This window comes from Desulfitibacter alkalitolerans DSM 16504 (genome assembly GCF_000620305.1).
GTDB classification, from domain to species: domain Bacteria; phylum Bacillota; class DSM-16504; order Desulfitibacterales; family Desulfitibacteraceae; genus Desulfitibacter; species Desulfitibacter alkalitolerans.
The window spans coordinates 304,554-327,524 of sequence record NZ_KK211102.1 but is presented as its reverse complement, the minus strand read 5'-3'; the positions used below and the strand labels follow the sequence as shown (position 1 = coordinate 327,524).

Annotated in this window: 21 protein-coding genes, 2 pseudogenes and 1 riboswitch; of the genes and pseudogenes, 6 read left to right on the top strand and 17 right to left on the bottom strand. The window is 40.3% G+C overall.

Translation table 11 applies throughout. The features are described from left to right. Positions 1–16: 16 nt before the first annotated feature. Genes K364_RS0115890 through K364_RS0115880 form a run of 3 tightly spaced genes read left to right on the top strand, consistent with a single transcriptional unit; the run spans position 17 to position 2,937 of the window. On the top strand, positions 17–1,129 hold the full coding sequence (locus K364_RS0115890; RefSeq protein WP_028308831.1) for an ABC transporter substrate-binding protein: 1,113 nt from the start codon (positions 17–19) through the stop codon (positions 1,127–1,129). Positions 1,130–1,135: 6 nt separating this feature from the next. Then, positions 1,136–2,170, top strand: coding sequence for a FecCD family ABC transporter permease (locus K364_RS0115885; protein ID WP_051534140.1), 1,035 nt, complete (start codon positions 1,136–1,138; stop codon positions 2,168–2,170). Beyond that, positions 2,170–2,937: an ABC transporter ATP-binding protein gene (locus K364_RS0115880; protein WP_028308829.1), complete on the top strand. Its 768-nt coding sequence runs from the start codon at positions 2,170–2,172 to the stop codon at positions 2,935–2,937. Before K364_RS0115885 ends, K364_RS0115880 begins: the two co-directional genes overlap by 1 nt. 142 nt (positions 2,938–3,079) lie before the next feature. Next, positions 3,080–3,169, top strand: a riboswitch (cyclic di-GMP riboswitch). Positions 3,170–3,438: 269 nt separating this feature from the next. On the opposite strand, the pseudogene istB reads toward K364_RS0115880, so the two are convergent. Both istB and istA read right to left on the bottom strand, forming a co-directional pair. Beyond that, a pseudogene (gene istB / locus K364_RS24485) lies at positions 3,439–4,196 on the bottom strand (IS21-like element helper ATPase IstB). A gap of 5 nt (positions 4,197–4,201) precedes the next feature. After that, entirely contained in the window at positions 4,202–5,743 is a 1,542-nt protein-coding gene (gene istA, locus K364_RS0115870) for an IS21 family transposase (RefSeq protein ID WP_028308828.1), read from the bottom strand. A 205-nt stretch (positions 5,744–5,948) separates the two neighbouring features. Here istA and K364_RS27985 point away from each other — a divergent pair, with 205 nt between their 5' ends. Together K364_RS27985 and K364_RS27980 are read left to right on the top strand one after the other, a co-directional pair. Beyond that, positions 5,949–6,119, top strand: coding sequence for a diguanylate cyclase domain-containing protein (locus K364_RS27985; protein ID WP_084295955.1), 171 nt, complete (start codon positions 5,949–5,951; stop codon positions 6,117–6,119). Positions 6,120–6,194: 75 nt separating this feature from the next. Continuing rightward, positions 6,195–6,632 (top strand): annotated as a pseudogene (locus K364_RS27980) (GerAB/ArcD/ProY family transporter); the annotation flags it as partial. 423 nt (positions 6,633–7,055) lie between these two features. Here K364_RS27980 and K364_RS0115860 read toward each other — a convergent pair. The 12 genes from K364_RS0115860 to fabK all read right to left on the bottom strand — a co-directional run bounded on the left by K364_RS0115860 (position 7,056) and on the right by fabK (position 18,100). Further along, positions 7,056–7,928 (bottom strand): DegV family protein, encoded by an 873-nt coding sequence (locus tag K364_RS0115860; RefSeq protein WP_028308827.1) that lies wholly within the window; start codon positions 7,926–7,928, stop codon positions 7,056–7,058. Positions 7,929–7,955: 27 nt separating this feature from the next. Beyond that, positions 7,956–9,101, bottom strand: a complete 1,146-nt coding sequence (locus K364_RS0115855) for an efflux RND transporter periplasmic adaptor subunit (RefSeq protein ID WP_084295951.1) — start codon at positions 9,099–9,101, stop codon at positions 7,956–7,958. Between the two features lie 15 nt (positions 9,102–9,116). Further along, entirely contained in the window at positions 9,117–9,818 is a 702-nt protein-coding gene (locus K364_RS0115850) for an HlyD family secretion protein (RefSeq protein WP_028308825.1), read from the bottom strand. A gap of 26 nt (positions 9,819–9,844) precedes the next feature. Continuing rightward, a complete protein-coding gene (locus K364_RS0115845) occupies positions 9,845–11,407 on the bottom strand; it encodes a DHA2 family efflux MFS transporter permease subunit (RefSeq protein WP_028308824.1) in 1,563 nt (520 codons plus the stop codon). A gap of 14 nt (positions 11,408–11,421) precedes the next feature. Beyond that, positions 11,422–11,931, bottom strand: a complete 510-nt coding sequence (locus K364_RS0115840; protein WP_028308823.1) for an HD domain-containing protein — start codon at positions 11,929–11,931, stop codon at positions 11,422–11,424. After that, entirely contained in the window at positions 11,882–12,607 is a 726-nt protein-coding gene (locus K364_RS0115835) for a putative ABC transporter permease (protein WP_028308822.1), read from the bottom strand. Before K364_RS0115835 ends, K364_RS0115840 begins: the two co-directional genes overlap by 50 nt. 33 nt (positions 12,608–12,640) lie before the next feature. Further along, entirely contained in the window at positions 12,641–14,332 is a 1,692-nt protein-coding gene (gene ubiB / locus K364_RS0115830) for a 2-polyprenylphenol 6-hydroxylase (protein WP_028308821.1), read from the bottom strand. 38 nt (positions 14,333–14,370) lie between these two features. After that, on the bottom strand, positions 14,371–15,360 hold the full coding sequence (locus K364_RS0115825) for a 3-oxoacyl-ACP synthase III family protein (RefSeq protein WP_028308820.1): 990 nt from the start codon (positions 15,358–15,360) through the stop codon (positions 14,371–14,373). Between the two features lie 55 nt (positions 15,361–15,415). After that, positions 15,416–16,081: a lysophospholipid acyltransferase family protein gene (locus K364_RS0115820; protein WP_028308819.1), complete on the bottom strand. Its 666-nt coding sequence runs from the start codon at positions 16,079–16,081 to the stop codon at positions 15,416–15,418. Between the two features lie 71 nt (positions 16,082–16,152). After that, on the bottom strand, positions 16,153–16,485 hold the full coding sequence (locus K364_RS0115815) for a phasin family protein (RefSeq protein WP_028308818.1): 333 nt from the start codon (positions 16,483–16,485) through the stop codon (positions 16,153–16,155). Between the two features lie 27 nt (positions 16,486–16,512). After that, positions 16,513–17,106, bottom strand: a complete 594-nt coding sequence (locus K364_RS0115810; protein WP_028308817.1) for a TetR/AcrR family transcriptional regulator — start codon at positions 17,104–17,106, stop codon at positions 16,513–16,515. Between the two features lie 58 nt (positions 17,107–17,164). Next, positions 17,165–18,100 (bottom strand): enoyl-[acyl-carrier-protein] reductase FabK, encoded by a 936-nt coding sequence (gene fabK, locus K364_RS0115805; RefSeq protein ID WP_028308816.1) that lies wholly within the window; start codon positions 18,098–18,100, stop codon positions 17,165–17,167. 393 nt (positions 18,101–18,493) lie between these two features. Between fabK and K364_RS0115795 the strand changes: the two genes are divergently transcribed. Further along, the gene (locus K364_RS0115795; RefSeq protein ID WP_156946499.1) at positions 18,494–19,738 is read left to right on the top strand and encodes an IS110 family RNA-guided transposase; all 1,245 of its coding nucleotides are present in this window, start codon (positions 18,494–18,496) and stop codon (positions 19,736–19,738) included. Between the two features lie 526 nt (positions 19,739–20,264). On the opposite strand, the gene K364_RS0115790 is transcribed toward K364_RS0115795, so the two are convergent. From K364_RS0115790 to K364_RS0115780, 3 genes are all read right to left on the bottom strand, one after another. Continuing rightward, positions 20,265–21,476 (bottom strand): transposase, encoded by a 1,212-nt coding sequence (locus K364_RS0115790; protein ID WP_028308814.1) that lies wholly within the window; start codon positions 21,474–21,476, stop codon positions 20,265–20,267. Between the two features lie 180 nt (positions 21,477–21,656). After that, positions 21,657–22,745: a GerAB/ArcD/ProY family transporter gene (locus tag K364_RS0115785; protein WP_028308813.1), complete on the bottom strand. Its 1,089-nt coding sequence runs from the start codon at positions 22,743–22,745 to the stop codon at positions 21,657–21,659. Positions 22,746–22,749: 4 nt separating this feature from the next. Beyond that, entirely contained in the window at positions 22,750–22,965 is a 216-nt protein-coding gene (locus tag K364_RS0115780; protein ID WP_028308812.1) for a hypothetical protein, read from the bottom strand. Positions 22,966–22,971 lie beyond the last annotated feature (6 nt).

The window sequence follows — 22,971 nt, the reverse complement described above, 5'->3', positions numbered from 1 at the left end:
ATGGGAGGAAAGAGTTATGCGGAAAACTAAGGAATTTGTTAGAATGATTACTGCATTTGTACTGGTGTTATCAATGTTTTTACTGCCAGGGTGTTCAATCGGGCAGAAAAGCGCAGAAACAGGGGCCACAAATCCGAAGGCGGCTGATGAAAAAAGAACCATAACCGACACTACAGGTAAAAAAGTAGAATTGAAAAAGGATGTTCAAAGAATTGCTGTAGTACCCATTCCATGGGCGTCTATTGTGTACTCCATAGACGGCTCAGGTAAAAGGCTTGTTGGTATGCACCCGTCTGCAAAGCAATCTTATGAGAAGTGCATCTTAAAAACTATGGCACCGGAAATGGGGACAGCATCTACCAGTTTTGTAGATAACGATTTTGCAATCCATATGGAAGAAGCTAAAAAGCTTAACCCTGATATAATGATTGTCTGGGACTATCAGGAGAAAGAGATTGAGCAATTAAAAAGTTTAGGAATTCCAGCAGTGTCTTTGAAATATGGAACATTGGACGATCTGCAAAAAGGTATGGAGGTTATAGGTAACATCTTGGGCAAAGAGGAAAGAGCCTTAAAGCTGGTCGGTTATCATAAGGAAAATATCAAGTACTTTGATTCCAAAAGCGAACAGTTAAAAACGGTAAAGAAACCACGGGTCTTGTATATAAGGGATGAACAACTGAAAGTAGCTGGGAAAGGAACAGTGAATACTGCCTTTATTGAAATGGCAGGGGGAGAAAATGTAGCAAAAGATGTACCGGGGCAATGGGTTAATGTAACAATGGAGCAAATTATGGCATGGAATCCTGAAATCATTTATATGAGCAATTTTTCTGGTTTTAAACCGCAAGACATACTGGAAAATAAAATTAAAGGACAGGATTGGAGCAAGATCGATGCCGTTAAAAACAAGAAGGTTTTCAAAACTCCTATGGGAATATACCGGTGGGATGCGCCTTGTGCCGAAACTCCGCTTATGATAAAGTGGATTGCCAAACACCAGCAGCCGGAAATATTCAAAGACTATGAGATGGAAAGTGATATAAAAAGTTTTTACAAGGAATTTCTGAATTACAGCCTGACACAGGAAGAGATAGATACAATTTTACAAAAAAAGCTCAATAAGTAAAAGGAAATGATAGGATTGAATATTTTTAAAGGTCGCAAGGCTGTAAAATGGATTATTATGCTTGCTGCCATGCTGCTTACTTTTTTTGCATCACTGTTTTTGGGGAGATATGTCATTTCCCCAAAAACAGTAGTTGATATTTTGATAAACAGCTTATTTCATATGAACTCAAACGCTTATGAGATGGAAGCATCCATTGTTATCGGGCTAAGGCTTCCAAGAACTATATTAAGTATGCTGATCGGTGCAGGGCTGGCTGCCTCGGGAGCAACCTTTCAAGGCTTGTTCAGAAATCCCCTCGTTAGTCCAGATGTATTGGGAGTAAGCAGCGGCGCTGGTTTTGGGGCTGCGCTGGGAATACTGGCTGCAGGTATTTCCGGCATAACATCGGTATACGCTTTTGGGTTTGGCGTCCTAAGCGTATTCATAACCTATTCCTTCGCTAAAGCAAGAAATGAAATTTCTGTGATGTCACTGGTTTTGTCGGGGATGATCGTATCTTCCATATTCTCTGCTTTGATATCCCTGGTAAAATATATTGCTGATCCCTATGATAAATTGCCCGCTATTACATACTGGCTGATGGGCAGTTTTTCAAAAGCTACATATGAAGATCTAAAAATAGTTGTTTTACCTATGATGGCAGGGATCACAGTATTGCTTCTTCTGAGATGGCGGATTAATATTTTGTCGCTGGGAGATGAGGAAGCTCGCTCGTTGGGAATCAATCCTGTGAAAATAAGACTTGCAGCGATTGTATTGTCTACCATTATAACGGCGGCATCGGTAACGGTTGTGGGAGTTGTGGGCTGGGTTGGACTGGTGATACCACACATAAGCAGACTATTGGTGGGAGTAGACCATCAGGATTTACTCCCGGCATCGTGCATTTTGGGAGCTATTTTTCTAACTTTGGTGGATATTATCGCGAGAACTGCATCATCTGTCGAAATACCCATTGGAATTTTAACTGCGCTTGTAGGAGCTCCGTTTTTTGCATTTTTATTAAAAAGTGTCAGGAAAGCAAAAGGTGAATGGTAATGATGGTAGAGGTAAAAAACGGTTATTATGGATATCCGGGCAAAAGCTTGCTTTTAAAGAACATCACCTTTTCCGTGGATAAGAGTGAGATAATGGCAGTCTTAGGAAAGAACGGAACAGGAAAAACAACCATGTTGAAATGTCTGACAAGCATTCTCAAATGGGAAAGAGGACAAACCTTTATTAATGGAAGAAGTCTTAGTTCAAACAAAAGCCTGAGTGAAATCGGATATGTGCCACAGGTACACAATTTGTCTTTTCCGTATACAGTGAGGGAATTGGTTACTATGGGCAGAGCCAGATATATCGGACTGTTTTCCCTGCCATCGAGAGAAGATAGAAAAAAAGTGGATGAAGTTCTTGAGGAATTCGGATTAGAACAGTTGAAAGATACTCCTTGCACCCAACTAAGCGGAGGACAGTTGCAATTGATTTACATCGCCAGGGCTTTGGCAGCAGATCCAAAGGTGTTAATACTAGATGAACCGGAATCCCATCTAGACTTTAAAAATCAGCTAATGATATTGAAGCTTATAAAAAAACTGGCTAGGGAAAAAGACCTAGCCTGCATATTCAATACCCATTACCCGGAGCATGCCTTGAAAATATCAGATAAAACACTTTTCTTGGGGACACACGATTATCTGGTTGGTGATACAAAAGAGTTAATTACAGAGGCGAATATTCAAAGATTTTTCGATATTGAGGCTAAAATATTTTCTTTTGATCATGGTAATGAAAGTTTAAAGGCTATTGTCGCCTTATGATAAATATAAAGTGATGTTGATGAAAAAGACCATTATATAAAAAGGTATGACAGGTACTAAATGTGAAGCTTCAAATAGTAATGTCCTAAACAAATTTGACGATATTGTGGTGTTGCTGTATATAACAATTAAATTAAATGATCAGCGCTAAGGGCAAACCTGTCAAAAGACAGGGACGCAAAGCCATAGGGTCTAAAGTGCTTACTAGCACTATGATAGCCTAGCTACCGCAGAGACTAGATATCTCAAAACTGCCCCTTTAGCGGCAGTTTTTTTGTATATATGAGAGGAATAAAATTACTAAATTAATAGTATTAGAAATATTCGTCATATTTCGACAATATATCACTATTATATTGATAATGTCATTATCATAACTTTTTTTCATTTAGGTTAGTGAGGGTGCGTATTTCGGTTAAGGAGAGCCGGTGTTCCGGGCGGGTGAGAGCCACCCGTCCGGAACAAAATGAGCCACGTCTCCGGTGACGCGGAGCCGGCAGTTCAGGTATCCTTTATGCCATAGAACTCACGCATGGATAAATCGTTATCTTTATCCCCTTGGATCTCGATAACGTATGAATCGTAGACAATCCTATCAAGGATGGCATCGGCAAGTGTGTCCTCACCGATTTTTGCATGCCAACCGGCAGGGGCGAACTGGGAGCAGAAAATCGTAGATGCCCGTTTATGCCGGGAGTGTACGATTTCAAGAACGTCGCGGGCTTCGCTTTCTTTCAGTGATACAAGCATCCATTCGTCCGAATGAGCAGGTCATATTTACGATACTGCCCAAGCAGCTTTTTGATGGAACCCTCGCCCCGAGCGATGGCGAGATCGGCCAGCAATTCCGGAAGGCGGATGTACTTAACGGAATAGAATTGCTTGCAGGCCTCCATCCCCAGCGCACAGGCTATGTAAGATTTCCCGGCGCCGGACGCTCCCATGACGATGAGATTGTGTTTCTCTGATACGAAACCACAGCCGGCCAGTCGTGTGATTTTTCCCTTGTCCAGCTTGCGGCCCACGCTGTAGTTGATATCCGCCACACATGCCTGTGGTTGGTCAAAATGAGCGTGCTTGATGAGGCGCTTCAGTTTGTTGTTTTTCCTGCTGGTATACTCGATATCCACCAGCAATCCGATTCGTTCCTCGACGGACAGATTGTCCGCCGAACCGTCCCTCATTTGATGGACTAGGGCGTTGGCCATGGCGGTCATGCGCATTTCGATGAGTTTTTTCACGGTTGCTTCATTCGTCATAGTCGTCACCGCTTTCCGTAGTAATCGGCGCCGCGAGTGAAGCCGTACTTTTCGACGTTCTTGCCGCCCGTGGTTGTTTCTTCTTCCGCCAGCCTGTCCTGGCCGGTTGTGAGGATTGTTTTGACGCTCTTGAAGCTGGGGTTACTGGTATACATGAGGGCACGCCTGCAGGCAGCTTCCAGCCGGGTGACGGAATGTTTGTCCGCCAGCTTGAGAAGGGCCATGCAGCTGCGGAATCCCTGCTGCTGTACTTTGTGGGCATTCAGGATTGAACGGATTGTTATCTCGGCGTTCGGGCCAATCTTCTTGGCCCAGGCAATGAACCTGTCCGCATCCCAGTTAATGTAGCTCTGATGCTCTTCCGGCATATGTGCTTCTAGGGTGCTGTACTGCCCGGTCCTTCCGTGCAGCCTGGGGTGTGAACAAATGCGATTGCCGCCGATAAATACTTCAATCACGTTTCTCGTTAGGCGGACATCGACCTGCTGTTTGATATATTCAAAAGGCACCGAGTAATACATCTTGTCCACAGAGACATGGTAGTTGAAGGCTACCGTAGCCTTCTTCCAGGTGGCCAGCTCATATGGATTTACCGGAAGCGGCATGAGAAAAGGTTTTTCCTCGTTAAGAAAGGCGCTCTCCCGGCTGCCGTCCTTCTTCTGAAATGGTTTGCTGTTGAAGCGCTGCAGCTTTTCGCCAATCGCCAAGTTGAGCGCGGCCAAGCTGAAAAACTTCTCGTTTCTAAGCGCCGCGATAATCCACGTCGAGATGACGCCAACAGCGCCCTCCGCATTGGGCTTATCTTTCGGTTTCCGGACCCGGGCCGGTATGACGGCGGTATTGTAGTGCTCCGCCAGTTCCCGGTACGTCCGGTTCACCGTAGGCGTAAACCAATCGGCCCGTTCCACCCCGGTTTTGAGGTTGTCCGGGATGAGCGCCCGCGTCACGCCGCCGAAAAAGCGGAACATATTGACGTGGGCCGATATCCAGCACTCCTGGTCCTGCGCGAGGAACCCTTCTACGTAAGCATACCCGCTGTAGGAGAGAACCGCGACAAAGATATATACGGGAATGACTTCACCGGTATCGCTGTCCACGATGAACGCTGTCTTTCCCGCCCAATCGACTTCAATCTGCTCCCCGGGCTTTCGTGGGATATGCATCGTGGCCCGCTTCTTCTCAGCATACTTCTGGTAATGGTAGCAGAACTGTGAATACATCAGCGGCTGTTTTCCGGCCAGCCGGCATGATACGCAGTACTCATCCCAAAGGAGCTTCAGCGTAATATTCGGCTTTCCCAGTTCCTTATGGATATGCTTCAGGTCGGGCGCGGTGCGGTTCGATGGCTTTTCTTCCGTTGACGGGAACAACAGGTCCGAGAGCCCGCCTTCCGTCATATCCTTTTCCAGCGGCCATTTCAGCTTTAGCTCTCCTGCACGGGCCAAAACTTTCGCCACGGTGTTGCGCGAGCACCCACAGCTTAATGCGATGCTTCGCCCGCTGATTCCGAGGCTGTGGAGCCTCATAATCTCTTTGTACTGGGTCATGTATGTGACCTCCCTGTTATGAATGTACATCTGCTCGATGTCAAACTCATTATACAGGGCGGCTCTTGGTTACTGGATAAGTGGCTCACATTTTGCCGGATTGCTGGCTCTCAGTTAGCGGAACGGTGGCTCAACTTTGGGCGGTATATTCAGTGAGGGCTGACAAATGAAAAATGAAAATGTGTTAAAGAAACTAAAATAGCAGATGTACAGGACAAACTGCAAGTATAAAATAACCGTCTGCATAGGAATTACGACAGTCTATCAAGGGCATGATGCAGAAAAAATCATGTCCGTAGCCGACAGGGCATTATATAAAGCTAAAGAAAAGAAGAACACGGTTGTATATGAAGTTTTCAACAATATTACCACCTGAAGCATGGTCCTATTCAGGGGGTAATTTAAATTAGTTAGGTAATTTTTGTGAAATGTCCTTTTTCCATGTTTTAATAACACCCCCATTCTTTTTGTCATCATCTGGTTTGCTCTGACCATTGCTTATGCAGTAAAAAACGGCCTGGAAGTTCTCTCCAGAACCACAGAAATTTTTTTCCCTCTGTTACTGTTCAGTGTTATCCTGATGTTTTTTTTATTAATACCTCTGTATCACCTGAATAACCTTTTCCCCTTTCTGGAAAAAGGCTTGCTACACGTTTTCAAAACTGCCTTTTCCGTACTGGCTTTTCCTTTTGGGGAAACCGTTTGTTTTTTAATGATTTTTCCTTGCTTAAATAAAAAGGAAAAGCTTGTCAGGGTATCCTCTCTTTCTCTTTTCATCATCGGTCTCATCATACTCAGTGTCACTCTTCAAGACCTGTGGATTTTAGGGCCGGATATGTTAATAAGAAATACCTTTCCTCCCCCAGTTAACAGCAGAGTTAATTCCTAATATCAACATCGACCCGTTAATCGGTATTAACTTATTAATCGGCGGCGGCATCAAAATCAGCGTCTGCATGTATGCGGCGGTAATGGGAATCGCTCAGCTTTTTAACCTTGGTGATTATAAACCTTTTGTCGGACCGACAGTAGCCATTATCATTGCCCTGTCCATCTGGCTTTATGATAGTCTGTTCGAGATGATTCACTTCACGGAAATATGGCCTTATTATTCCCTACCCTTTCAAATTGTCATACCGCTGTTATTGCTTATTATTTCATGGATCAGGCAGAAACGGAAAAACTAACTTCCGTAAGCTAAAATGGCAAGCCGCTCAGCATTTTATATATGCGTGAAGGAGAGTTCCTGCTATATCAGCTTATAGATAACAATGACGACAAGGAATAGTTATTTCAGTACAACGACTAGTTCTTAAGCAGTTCTGTTTTCACCCATGAAAAAGACAGCCAGCATACCTGGACCGGTATGCGCCCCTACTACGGGTCCTGTATAATTAATTATGACGTCTTTTACATTCACTTTATCAATGATTATCTTTTTAAGAAGCTCTGCATCTTCTAAACAATCTCCATGACAGATAAAAATCATTTGCTCCTCAGAATTAATAATTCTTTTTTGCAGTTCTTCTGCCAGGACATTAATAGATCTTTTTCTACCCCTAACCTTTTTTGCAAAGGTAAGTCCACCTTGATTATCGACAAAAAGAATAGGTTTAACTTCTATTATTGTTCCCAGAACGGCAGCTGTACTCGAAATTCTTCCTCCCCTTTTTAAGTGATTCAAGTTATCTACCGTAAACCAATGATTGACTTTAAGTTTATTGCTCTCAACCCAATTAATTATCTCTTCCTTTGATTTTCCTTGTTTGAGCATTTCGCATGCATAATAAACAATTAATCCTTGTCCAACCGTAGCGCCTCTGGAGTCAATTACTGTGATTTCTGCTTGGGAATTTTCCTGCAGAATAATGTCTCTGGCGATGAGTGCATTATTATAAGTCTGACTTAAGGCAGAAGAGAAGGCGATATAGATAATCGAACTTCCCTTTTCTAAACACGCTCTAAAATTTTCTTCAAATACGAATGGCGTGATCTGTGAGGTATGAGGCATTTCGCCCCTACGAATTAACTCATAAAAATCCTTATAACTAATCGATTTACCAAAGTCATCATTGTAGCCTTGATCTTTGATAAAATAGGGGAAGGGGACAACACTGATTTCGTTTTCCCTAATAAAGTCCAGTGGAAGATCGCAATTTGAATCAGTTATAATCTTTAACTTCATAAAAACCTCCATACGCTTTTTTACGTTTTATTCCTTTACTTCAACACCATCGGCCAATCTCTCCGTTCCGTTAATAACAATACGTTGACCCGCCTGCAAACCCTGAGTAATAACTGTTGATTCTTCGTTTTCAAGGCCCTTACGCACGGCGGTTTTCACTGCTTTTCCGTCTTTCACGACCATAACAAAATTTTTGTCGTCCTGCTTTAGCAGTGCAGAGTTAGGAATAACCATAACCGATGGATTTCGCACAGTAATTTTAGCGGTGGCTGTCATCCCTGCTTTTAATATTCCTTCCGGATTATTTACGGTTATTTCTACCGGAAAAAACTGTCCCGTTGGAATCGAGACTGGACTAATATAAGAAATTTGCCCAGTAAATGTTCGGTTTGGAATAGAATCTGCACTTACTTCGACAGGGTCTCCCGCTTTGACATAGTTTATTTGACTCTCGGCAAGGTTTCCGGTCAAGGCCAGTTGATCGATTGCTACAATCGTACTCAGAGGAATACCGGGGCCAACCGTATCCCCAACAGACACATACGACGTCACTAAAATTCCATTGATAGGACTCTTGATATCCATTTTGGCTAGATTTAAGTTGATAGCATTGATGGCTGCTTGAGCAGCTTGAATACCTGCCCCTTGGGCAGTTTCATATTGAGATTTGGCAATATCTCTTTTTAAAGTGATTTGTTCCATTTGTTGTTGGGAAATTGCGCCGAATTTGAAGAGTTCCTGAAAACGTTGATAGTCATTTTCCGCGTTTTCATAATTGAGACGGGCTTGTTCGGCCTGAGCCTGACTATTGGCAAGCCCTGCTTTAGCTTGATCCAGTTGATTCAACAAGTCTTTTTTATCTAAAGAAATGATGACAGCGCCCTTTTTAACAAAGGCTCCTTCCTTAGCCCCGACATTCGTGACGATTCCCGGGAGCTGGGAACTGAGATTGGACTTTTCCTGAGCATCCATGATACCGGTTAAGGATAATTGTCCGCTGAAATCCATTACTTTGACTTCATCTGTTTTTACGGGTACCGGAGTTTCTACAGGTTTGGCGGTAGGTTTTGTGGAAATTGCGTATCCTGTAATGGAAATGAATGCGGCTAAGGCTAAAAGCACCAGGCTTATGATCTTTTTATTAAACACATTTGGCCTTATATTTAACATCATCTTCTCCTCCTTTCCTTATTCTGCGATATGGATTTTGGCGGTAACACTCATCCCGGGTAAAAGCCCCAGCTTATTTATTTCCGGAAAACGTACTTTTAACGGAATCCGTTGTGTAACTTTGGTAAAGTTTCCGTTGGCAGATTGCATGGGTAAAATATCAAAAGTTGAAAGAGTTGCTTTGCCGATTTCATCCACTCTTCCTTGAAAGGTTTTCCCGGGTAAAGCATCGACCGTTAAATCCACAAATTGCCCGACTTTTACCTTGCTTATTTCAGTTTCATCAATATTCACATCCACAAAGAGATCACTTGTATCGGCAATCACGGCGAGAGGTTGCCCCGCTCCAACCAATTGCCCTACCCGTACGGAGGACTTAAGCACTTGGCCTGAAATCGGGGCAGTAATCTCTGCTTTACTAACCATGATGCTGCCTACGGGATTAAGCGCACTGGGATTTACACCCGCTGAAGTGGCCATGGCATTTGTATCCTGCCACCCCATCGCTGCACCGGCTTTGACATATTCTCCTTCAGAAACATTCCAGGAGGTTATCTTGCCCGAGATGATCGGACTGACATTGGCCGTATAGGCACTGATCCGTGCGTCATCTGTCGTAATATAATGAGACATTTCGTACCAATAATAGCTTGCGATTCCGCCGCCAATCATTAAGACTAAAGTCACTACCACTGCGATTACAATCTTTTGATTTTTCATGGTTCTCCTCCCTCATTTCCATTACATTAAGAGTTGTATATTTTTTGTTCGGCAGTAATTGTTTGTTTTTTACGAATCAGATGCAAAAGCGGCTTTTGTACTAAGAAAAAGGCGGGTACTATACCGATTAAGCCCATGAGGACATTGACATAGAATGCATCTTGAAACGCTAAAACAGCAGCTTTTTCCTGGGCTATCCTAAACAGGGTTAACAAATTGAGCATTTGAGCTTCGGGAGCTTGAAATCCCCAACTTTGGAGTAAAGAAGTTAAAGGTTCCAGGGACTGGGTTGTATATGACCATGGGGTGGCGGTTGTGGCTAAATTAGCATAGTGCCAAGGAGTTCGCTGCTGAATTAAACTGGTAAGAATTGCTACGCCAACAGCGCTCCCAATTTGACGAACCATATTAAAAAATGCCGACCCTTGGTTAACCAATTCTTTAGGTAATGAACTATAAGCTAAGGTAACAGAAGGCATAATGCCAAGACCAAGTCCCACTCCCACAATGAATAAGTAATGCCTAATTGCACTTAAACTTGTATTGACGTCAAGATTAATAAAAAACAGTGTTCCCAGTGACATAATGGCGATCCCCACAACGGTTAAAAAGACTGCCCCAATCCGGGGAAGGAGAACAGCGCTGATTGGAAGGAAGATAATGATACCCAAGACTTCCGGCAAGAGCATCATACCGGTGTCCATTGCACTTAATCCCCTTAGTTGTTGCAAGAACAAAGGCAGGAGAAAGAGGCTGCCAAATAAACTCATAATAATAAAGAATGTAACGACCAGAGAACCGGAATAAATACGGTTTCTAAAAATTCTTAAATCCAAGATGGGATCAGGCGAAAAGGCTTCCACAAGGAAAAATAGAATCAAACTGCTTATGGCAGTAAAAAAGAGAAACACAATCTTAAAAGATGTCCAACCATCGTCAGCACCGTTGCTGAGGGCTAAGAGCAAGGTAGAGAACCCCAGTGCAGATAATACAAAACCCCAAAAATCGAATTTTTTAGTTACTGTTTCAAATTCATGTAATAATAAATAAGATGCAAAAATTGACAACAAACCGATGGGGAGGTTAATCCAGAAAATCATTCTCCAGTCAAAAGTATCGACCAAGTATCCTCCGATCATTGGTCCGATAGCAGGAGCAATCAGCAAAGGAATGCCCATCAATCCCATGGCTAACGGGAATTCTTTTTTAGTAAAGGTTTTCTCAACGATGGACAAAGCCAGAGGCATTATCATCCCCCCGCCAACCGCTTGGATAATCCGAAAGAAAATTAGGGCATTAATATTCCAAGCTAACGCGGATAAGATGGACCCGCCCGTAAAAATAAAGAGACTCAAAAGATATATCTTCTTCATTCCTCTTGTATCAGCCCAATAAGCCGTAATCGGTTCAAAAACCCCAATGGTTACCATGTAAGCAGTAATAACATACTGAGAAAGACGCAGATCCGTCCCAAGCTCCAGCATAATATCCGGGATGGCAACGTTAACAATCGTCATATCCAAAAGATCCATGGATAACCCCAAAACAACAGCAATCAGGCTCAGCCATTTTCCCCATTTTTCAAACAACCATTCTCCCTCCCTTAAAACAGAACAGATTTATCAATGACCGGTGTGAGTTTAGAACTATTGACAATTTCCAGGGTTGCACAATATTTATCCACAATACAAACTATAAGTGATTCATAATACATGGGTGGTATAATCGTCAGCGGCCACATATGTTTTTTGATAATATCCTGCTCTATTTCATTTAAAGTAAATATTCTCTCAGCATTTTCCAGTGCTATGTCGGGATGCCTGAAAGCGTGTTTCCCTCTCTCTAATTCAGTAACTCTCCAATCGTATAAAAACAGATCATGCAGTAGCCCTCCTCTTGCTGCCGCTACATAATCCAGACCCATATTTTTACATATTAGATAACTGTAATAAGAAACGTTTAAGGCATGCTCAAAACAGGTTGTTTGATGATGGTGCCTAAAATGCTTCATCATTTGTACTGTCTCGTTGATTAGTAAGTCTTCTATACAATTCTTATATTCTTTAAGACAGCCTGCTCTTAATCTGAATTTTAATCCTTTCAACCTTACCATGCAGAAAACTCCTAATTTCATTATTGAATTTGCCTATATTAAAAAAGTACAGTTCAGGGAAAGCCAGAAAAATTCTTTTATAGGTTAAAATTGTTTCATAAGATTTGGTTATAGGGATTTTATAACTCACAGAAAGCAGGCGTTTTAAATCCAGAACTTCAGTAACCGAGTACATAGTATCAAAAAGGAAAAAGATTATTAAAGTTATCATTAAAATGTATTTTGCAAATATTGGTACTGTTGCAAAATATTTAATGCTAAAGGGATGAACTACTAAAAGCAGGAAGTATGTCAATAATCCCCATAGTAGTGAATACTTAAGGCACACCCGGCCATGCAAATTTAAAAATTCTTTACTGTAATCCCACCATTTGCAATAAAAAATTTTTTCCAGAGCATAACCGGTTATATACTCCAGAATTGTGGTTAAGAGCATGGACAAACCGATACTTGCTATTAATAATATTGACTCGGTCTGAGAAATACTTCCTAACAAAACATATGTCTGAATAATCAGGATAGCTCCGAAACCGTATATAGGACAAAACGGTCCTGTCAAAAATCCCCTGTTTATAAAACGATTTGCAGAAATACTTGCAGAAATTGTTTCTAAAATCCAACCAATAAAAGCATAAAAAGCAAAAAAAATTACTACCCCGGCAAGATTATCCCCCAATTGCCTCTCCTCCTTTACAGTAAAGAAAGAAGTCTAAAAATTTCCTGAACGAAAGACTGATATGATAAGACTTATTGTTATTATTCCGGCTACAACTAATCCTATTTTTAAAAGAACTATATTTAATTGATAGACTTCTGCTCCGGTATGGGCACTCATTCCAGAGCCGATAATAATTCCGGCAATAATTATACTTACCGCCAAAAGTATAATGCTAAAGGAAATTCGATGGGATATTCTATCTATTTTTCTCATTATCTTTTCAATATCTTGAATCTTAAAATAGAGTGTGAAATCCTCATCTTCTATTTTCTTGATAAGGCTAAGGATAAAATCAGGTAATTTTTTTATTAAACTGCTATAATCAGTTATTCCTTTAAATAATACTTTTGCAAAGTATTCCGGCGACAAGGCAGCAAAAGCTAATTTTTTAGCGATTGGTTCCGCAATTTCTAAAACGCTGAGCTGGGGGTCAAGTCTTTCTACCAATCCTTCCATAGTAATTAGTGATTTTGCCAGCATTGTAAATTCGGGGGGAAGCATAATTTTGTAGGAAAAGGCTATTCTGAAAATCTCATTCAACAATTCACCAATTTTTATCTTGTTAAGCTCATGGGCAAAATAATTATTTCTTATTGCATCAAATTCTTTTTCAAGTTTATTTGTATTAATCCTGGTTGATAAAGCATTCAGCTCCATCAAGGCTTCAATAATTAACTTGCTGTTTTTGGAGGCAATACCAATTAATATCCTTAGAAACTGGAGTTTACGTTCTTCGCTTAATTTTCCTACCATACCTAAATCTAAAAAGACGATGGTATTGTCAGGTAAAACCATAATATTTCCCGGGTGGGGATCGCCGTGAAAGAAGCCGTCTCTTAATATCTGATTAAATATTGACGCAGCAAGCTTCTTGGCTATCAGCTTACGGTCAATCCCCGCTTTTTCTAACGCATCAAAATCAGATAGCCGTATCCCGTCGATATAATCCATGGTCAGAACACGTCTTGTTGTATGAATCCAACTGATTGACGGTACTGAAATATCCTTGTCACTAGAGAAATTTATTTGAAAAGTTTCTGCGTTTTCTCCTTCTACTCTAAAATCCAATTCATTTTTTAAAGTATTTTCAAATTCTTTAACCATTTTACTGAAGTCATAGAGCTTACCATATTGAGTATGGTTGTCAATAAAATTGGCCAGGTCTTTTAGAATCTTTAAATCCAAATCTATCAATCTTTCTATTCCCGGCCTCTGAACTTTAACTACTACTTGTTTACCTGAATTTAATCTGGCAAGATGAACCTGGGCTATGGATGCTGCAGCCAAAGGTTTTTCAGTGAACTCGCTATAGATATTTTCCAATTTGTCATCAAACTCATTCTCTATTACCGGCCTGATATCTGTAAAAGACAAGGGTTGTACGGCATCCTGCAATTTTTCCAGTTCATTTATAATTTCTTTAGAGAAAAGATCGGGTCTTGTACTGATTACCTGTCCGAGTTTGATAAAAGTCGGCCCCAATTCCTCTAATGCCAATCTTAATCTCTCACCTATAGAAAGTTTTGCATACTTATTTTCTGTTTCGGTTCTTATTATTCGTTTTTTGATCTTCAGGTACCTCAAAAGGCCTAGTTGGTCAATAAAAGCGCTAAAACCATGGCCGGCAAAGACTGCAATTATCTCTTGATACCTTTTCAGATGTTCATATCGATTAATTGTCAAATTTAAATCACAACCTGTTTTTATTCTCCTACTGATTTTTAGCTATACCATTTCATTAAACTGGCTCCCCAAGTTAACCCCGCTCCAAAACCAATGAGTAATATTAAATCACCTTTATTTATTTGTTTTTCGATACAGGCTTCAGACAATGCAACAGGAATAGAGGCCGAAGACATATTTCCATAATATTCAATATTACAGTATAGTTTTTGGGGAGGTAATTTTAGTCGGTCTGCAACAGACTGAAGAATCCTCTTATTGGCTTGATGAGGAATTATTAAACTTATATCTTCTATAGTTACCCCTGAAAGATGTACAGCCTGATTAATTATCTGATCAATAATTTTAACTGCAAATTGATACACTTCCCTGCCGTTCATGATTATTGTGTTACTCTTTTGATCTAATAGTTCATGTGTAAGGGGCATTTTTGTGCCCCCAGCAGGAACTTTTATGGAATCCCCTCCGGAACCGTCTGCGCCTAAAAAGCTGGTTATGACCCCGAACCCCTTGGGTACTTCCCCAATAACAACCGCCCCTGCCCCGTCACCAAATAAGATGCTGGTCTGTGGGTCCTTGTAATTTACAATTTTAGAATAAGTGTCAGCGCCAATTAATAATATTTTTTTATATCTTCCGGATGCAATATAGCTAACAGCTATATCTAAACCGTACATAAAACCGCTGCAGGCTGCGCTAATGTCAAAGGCTGCCGCATTACAAGCGGCTATTCGACTTTGAACTAAACACGCAGTGGAGGGAAATATCATGTCTGGTGTAGTTGTAGCAACTATAATTAAGTCAATATCCCCAGCTTTTGTATTTGCCTTGTCAAGTGCCGATACTGCCGCTTTTACAGCTATGTCTGAAGTACTAATGTTATATTCTGCTTTTCTTCTTTCCCTTATTCCTGTTCTCTCTTCTATCCAGTTTGCTGTTTTACCAATATGCTTAGCAATTTCAGAATTGCTTACAACCAATTCAGGCAGAAAATATCCGTATCCTATAATTCCAACATTATTCAATATACAAACATCCCTTCGTTTAACTTACCTGTGTATAAAAAAAACTAGTAATTAATTACTAAGCATACACTCCCCGAAATTCTTTCGGTAACAACCGGGCGATTCTTTGCATAATACCTTCCATCGGTTTTTCCTCACCTAGCTCGGCCAGTGTAAAGGCTGGACCGAAGACAACATTAACTTCAGCTTTTTGAAACCATTCTTGGCCCATATTGTCATTTTGAATAGGCAGCAGCTTTTCCGATCCCCAGATACCAACCGGGACTAACGGCACCCCTGCCTTCTTCGCGATGAACAAAACCCCTGCACATCCTTCAATCATTTTTCCCGTGCGGCTTCGTGTACCTTCGGGGAAAATAAATATATCTTTACCGTCCTTGGATGCCCGTATTGCATTTATTAAGGCCTTGCGGTCCGGTTGATTAGGATAAATAGGGATATAAGCTATAGTTTCCAAAACCAGGTTTGTCATGTATTCGTGCTGCAGTTTAACCCCTGCTAAAAAAACTGTCCGCCGATGTGCCAAAATATCACGGAAAATAAGGCCATCGGCATTGGAGAGATGGTTGCAGACAAAAATTACCGGTTCTTCCGGTATATTTTCCAAGCCTCCTACCTTAAGGTCGCCATAATAGTCTATTAATTTTTTAGTGATAAAGTGTACAATCTTTACCCTTGCATGGGAAGGCAAGATTCCCATCAAGCAGAGAATGGACTTAAACAATAAAGGCACCTCTTTTATAATATTTCGGACGTCCGTACTAATTTCAATATACTTTTGCCGTTTCTAAACTGTTAATCTTGATTATTGCTTTTTTGATTTTGACCTAACACCTGAATAAGCTGCTCTCTGACAATATTCTTTATATCGTCTTTAGTAAGCAAATCTTCTTTCCTTGCTATATTCACATTGTCTAAGGACTCTTTGATTTCGTCTTTAATCAATTTTTTAATTTCTTCCCGTTGCTGCTCTCCTTTTTTAACCAAGTCGCTTACGAGTCCTTGGGCATCTTTCCTTGAAACTTCCCCTTTATTTACCAGTTCATCTACTACTGCTTCAATTTTTTCTCTTGAGTAAGCAAATAAACCAAAACCAAGATTCATTGATCTTTCTAATAAATTTGACATTAAATATTTCCCCTTTCATTATTAAGATTAAGCTAAACTTTCTTCGAATATTATTTCTACCGCATTTAATGCTTCAGGCAAGTTTTCTTCCTCGGAGTCCAAAATTACCTGTATGGCAGTTCCCAGCATTGCACCAAGAATCATTCTAGCTATAGACTTGGGAGAATATCCCTCTAAATTCCCCCTCATTAGGATATCATGTAAAATGTGTTTTTCAATCAAATCCGATAGGCCTTTAAAAAGGCTGCATAGAAGATCTTTTAGAGCAGAAGACCAGAGGGCTAAACCTGTTAAGTCATAGAGCATGCGAAAAAGTGCAGGATTACTTTTTAGCATTTCCCGAAAATATTTGATTAAAGAAGAAATTTTATCTCTAGGGGCATCCCCTTTCTGTAAACATTGCTCTACTTCCCTTAAATATTTTTGTGCCATCAGCTTAATAACTTCTGTAAACAACCCTTCTTTATTCTTGAAGTAATAATTTAGTTGGCTTAAAACTACACCTGCTTCATTCGCAATATCTCTTAGGGAAACATTGGCGTAACCTTTTGATGATATGCAGTGAAAGGCTGCCAGCAAGATTTTTTCCGACTGATTCTTTGTTTCTGCGTCTTGCTTCACTTTATCGCCCCTTTCATATAATTAGACGTGCGCTGCTTAGAAAAACTATGTCATCTGCCTAGAGACCTTTAAGATATTTTAATACTTTCTCCACATCTTCTACTAGTTCTGCAATTATTTCGCGGGCCGGTTGTTCTCTACTGACCATTGCCGCTATTTGACCTGCCATTACCGATCCTGTTTCTATATCACCTTCAACGACTGCTGCCCTTAATCTGCCTTCCCCTAATTTTTCAAATTCACCCTGTTCTGCATTGTTATCGGCCAATTCTGCAAAACGGCGGCTCAGCTTATTTTTAATTACCCTTACTTGATGTCCTTTATAGCCGGTTAATACCGTATCACGGTCTTTGGCTTCAATAATTGCTTTTTTATAATTATTATGAACCGTACATTCTGCAGCACAAACAAATCTGGTTCCCATTTGTACACCTACAGCTCCGAGACTTAAAGCGGCGATAATTCCCCTTCCGTCATAAATTCCTCCGGCAGCTAGGACGGGTAAGTCTACGGCATCCACAATTTGTGGCACCAGAGCCATTGTAGTAATTTCTCCAACATGGCCACCACACTCCATACCTTCAGCAATTAGTCCGTCAACCCCTGTTCTTGCCAATCTTTTAGCTAAAGCTACCGAGGCAACCACAGGAAATACTTTTATTCCCGCTTCTTTTAATTTTGGTATATGTTTACCGGGGTTTCCCGCTCCTGTCGTTATTACTTTAACTTCTTCAGCAATGACTATATTTATGAGTTCTTCCACATAAGGCGACATATAATAAACATTTACACCGAAAGACTTTTCCGTGAGCTTTTTTACTTTTCTTATTTCCTCTCTTACCACTTGGGGCGGGGCACTTCCTGCACCAATTATCCCCAGGCCTCCAGCCTCAGAAACAGCGGCAGCCAATTCAGCTGTTGCGACCCACGCCATTCCCCCTTGAATAATGGGATATTCAATTTCTAACATCTTACATATTTCCGTCTTAAACATAATTTCCCCCCTCGTATCATATATTTAGAGACTTAAGTTGAACGGTAATATAAACCGTTCATTTTTGATAATAAAATTGCTCTTTGAAAACTGGAAATTTGTTCTTCCCTTTTGCTGGTATTACAGGCAGAATGAAATTATGAGATTGCATTCTGGGCAGGTATTTCCCCCCTTGAGGTACGACCTCTTAGTTAGACTGACCCCCAGCCCATGGTCTGAACTTTTAACACGTAGGTTGCACAGCTTACTGTTTCCCCTTTCGTTTGCAGCAGGACGATTGGATACCGGTGCTTTAAGTCCAGTGCTCATTTCGGCGAGGTTGATGACCGGCCATGGTGCCTGGTACCAGCAAGCAATTTTCATATATCCTATTTTGAAAGCGAGGTGATCTCTGTGACGAATCTTTTTATCGGTATTGATGTCAGTATGAAAGACTTCAAAGTCCAGTTTATGGATGACCATGGTGAAACTGTTTCTAAACGTAAAAGGTTTCTTAATGATCAACCGGGTATGGATTCCTTGGTTGAACTCATCATGGATATTCGTCAATCCAAAAATACCAATCGTATTGTTGTTGGTCTAGAATCAACCTCTGTATATAGCTGGCACCTGCAAATGGGACTGGCCACCGATCACCGTTTATCTCCCTATCACTGCCAAGTTTATTCCTTTAACCCAAAGGTAGTGGCTAACTTTAAAAAAGCTTATGTTGATCTTCCTAAGGATGACTGGACGGACGCCTGGGTTATTGCTGACCGGCTACGTTTTGGCCGACTGCCGGAAAGTTGCCAAGTCGATTTTAGGTATTTACCGTTACAACGTTTAACCCGTTTCCGATATCATCTGATGCAAACTATTACTAGGGAAAAAAATTATTTCCTAACAAATTTATTCCTCAAATTCAACACCCTTCAGCAAAACGAGGTTTTTAGTAATCTATTTGGAGCAACATCGGAAGCTGTGCTTAATGAGTTCCTTTCCCCAGATGAAGTTGCGGCTAGACCGCTGGATGAATTAATTGATTTTTTGATGGAGAAAGGACATCAGCATTTTTCTAATCCTAAGGCCACTGCTGAAGCACTTAAAAACGCTGCCCGTAATGCTCACAGACTTAAGGGTAACCTTATGGAACCGGTTAACTTAATCCTTGCTACTAGCTTAGAAACTATCAGGTGCTTAGAGAAACAAGTTAAAACAATCGATAAAGCTATTGCTAAGGAACTAGATCATTTTAAACATACTCTTGGTTCAGTACCCGGTCTTGGTCCGGTCATGTGTGCCGGATTAATTGCTGAGATCGGTGATATCTACCGTTTTAACAATGATTCAGCTCTGGCAAAGTACGCAGGTTTAACTTGGCGCGGTTATCAGTCTGGTGAATTTGAAGCTGATGAAGCCCCTCTTACCAAGACAGGAAACTCTTATTTACGTTATTATTTTGTACAAGCAGCCAACCTTGTTCGGCAATTTGAACCGGAATATCGTTTGTTCTACAACCGAAAGTATCGGGAAAGCAAAACTCATCATCATCGCCGTGCATTGGTTCTCACAGCACGTAAATTAGTGCGTATGGTTGATGCTCTGCTGCGCAGCAACCAACTTTACATGCCCCAGGGGCAAAGGAGTGATTTAGCTTAAATCAAATTTATCAATTACCATTTTTGTTACTTGTTTCCATTGCGATTTGGAATCAGGATAGTTTTTTATTGCCTTTTTAAAGTTGATTATTAAATTTTTCCGACCTTAGGGTCTTGACATATTACCGTAGGTCTATTAACCATGTAACCACTTTCTCCTTTTTTGTCTGTTACTTCCCCCAGTTTCAGCAGATCCTGTTTTACTCGGCTCCCCAATTCATTGGGTAGCCCGTCATTTAGCTATTGGATATATTCATGTATGGAAAGCCAGTTTTCTATCATGTAGAGAATAAACTTTTCTTAATAATTCGGACGTACGTATTAACATTATAATAATAGCATTTTTCATTTATAAAATCAAGAACGCATTCTTACATCATGTCAACTAAATGAGGAAATTGCATAATTAACTTTTTTGCAATTTCCGAAAAGCAGCCTAAAAAAGTCACCAAAACTAAACCCACATAATGCTTGTGGATAACTGTAAAATTTATTTTTTAAAACTCTTATTTATCCACAGATAATGATCATGCCACTTTAATGTTGCTTTGAACTGAATTTACTGCTATTGTCCCAGCTATGAGAGCGATACAGTTTAAAAGACAATGCATTAATGCTTTTTTGATCCCTTTGGATCGGATGTTCTCAAGATTTATGTATTCTTTAAGTCTACTGTTACATCGTTCAACGGCTGTTCTATGGTTATAAATTTGTTTCCATTTTTCTGTCCCCCTAAGAGGATAACAGTAAAACCTTGGATTCTTTTTGAAATTGATCTTTCTAATATAACCATAGTTTGAGCTAGAACACCAATTAGAGCCATGAATGCAATTTACTTTGCCACATATATGGGGGCATCTTAGCTTGATATAGTCTCCGTCCATACCCCAATAAACCATTTTATAACCAGCAGAGCAAACGGGGTATAAATCATCATCCAGACCTTCAGGAGGACTTTTGCTTCCTCTTGGGTTGTAGGCTATTATTGGTTTGGCTTGGTAAACATTTACTATATCTTCGTAGATGTAGTTAAAATCATAGCCAGAGTCCATAACATAATATTTAGGCTTAAAAATGTTACCATAGCTAGAAGTGAACTCCTTAATCAAGGGTAAGGCAGCCGTTCCATCGTATATGTTAGCTGGGGTAACTGATATTTCCAACGGCAATTCACTTTTTGTGTCACTTAAAATATGCAGTTTCCAACCAAACCATTTAATTTGATTGCCGTTAGTATCCTGCTTTGAGCCCCAGTTTGGCGTTTGTCCGTCATTAGCAAGTTTATTTTTGGGTTTTGGACTTTCAAAGGAATCCATTTTGGTTGCATCTATGGCGATGATTTCACCGTCTACAATATTTAACTCTTTTGCTCTTGTAACCAATCTCCGAAAAACTTCTTTAAGATCTTCGGATTCTGAAATCTTGCTTAAGAACCTGCTAAATGTGGATTCCGAAGGTATTTTGCCACACACAGCAAAGCAACAGCAGTAACGAAATACAGGATCTTGCTTCAACCTTTTTACCAGCATTTTTATTGTTTTGATCTGCTCAATTTGCATTGCTACTAAAGCATAAACCATTGGATACGATTCATAGCCTTTTGGACCAAACCTACTTTTCTTTAAGGCTAGCTTAAGCTCACTCAGGTCAATTTGTGATAATACTAATTCCAGTTTAGCTTTTGGTTGGAGCTTTAAAATTTCTTCAAAGGATAATAAGCATTCTTGTCGAATATACATTAGCGATTTCCCCCTTTCTTGTGTTTTTTGGTTTGGTCGCTAAAAATATTCAACAAGATGGGGTGAAATCTTTTTTATTGCTCGAATTTTTATAGAGGTATCAATGGTTTAGAAATATGAAATTTACTCAAATAACAATTCGGGCAGTTCCTTTTGACATCTGCTTAAAAAAAAGGGGCGCTAATTACCCCTAAACTCCTGTTTCTTTTTCCAGTTGATTGACGACTTAATTAACAGTAACAGCGGTATAACGATTTGAAAGGGAACAGAGTAATAAGGCCATATTTCTACCGCCCAGTAAAACATTTCGAATAAATTATCATATACCCAAATCGACAAGGCAATAACGATTGTAACTATCGGCAAAACAAAAGGTTTATAATCATCCAGGTTAAAAAGCTGAGCAATACCCAGAACTGCTGCATAAATACATATACAGATTTTCACTCCGCCGCCAATCAACAAATTAATTGAAATTATCTGATCAATATGGATATTGGGTATTAGTTCTGAAACAGTCTGCGAGGGAAAATAATTATTTGTTAACATCTCCGCGCCTAAAACCAAAAGGTTTCGGATTTCGGCAATGAAAATTAAGAAACCTATAATTGCCAGTGAAAGATAAGCAACTTTTACAAGACTGTCTCTTTCGTTTAAGTGAGGAAATATCATCAAAAAAGCAACAGCTTCTCCAAAAGGAAAAGATAAGACGGCAAAGGCCGTCTTGATAACAGGTTTAAACCCTTTTTCCAGAAAGGGAAAAAGATAATTATGATTCATTCGACTAAGAAGTAAAAGGGAAGCAAAGATTATTGTAAACGGAACCAGGGGAACAAACAATTGGCTCATCCTGGCAATTACTTCCAACCCGTTTTTAAGGGCATAAGCAATAACCAGCATAAAACAGATTATAACAAAGATAATCGGAGTCTCGGGGAAAATAGCGATGACCAAATATTCCCCAAAGTTTCTTAAAACCAGACTGGCCAAGTGGATAAAATACCAAATGTAGAGGAGAGCTACTGCGCTGCCGCAATACTTGCCAAAAGCATCCTTTAATATCTCAACAAGAGTTTTAAATGGGTTTAATAAGGATATAGCCGCATACATACCCATTAAAATAAATCCGCCAGCCCATCCCATGCCAAATGCCAGCCAGGCATCCTGATTGGCGCCGGAGGCTACGTTGATAATGCTTGTGCTTCCTAAGAGGAAACCCATGATTAACACTGATAATTGAACACCGGAAATTTTAACACCTTTTATCATACCATCACCTTAGTATTATGAGTTTCACCATTTTTTCAATAATCTTAGCCGGACTGACAGGCGCTTTTTCGAGTAGTTGCATAATACTTATAGTCAATCCCGCTGCCAAGAGAAAAAAATATACAATCATGGTCTTTGCCCGCTGATTTGTTTTTTTTAACAATCCCGGCAAATCAATAAAGACAATTACACTAAAGATGGCTATCAGTCCTATAATCATAAATAG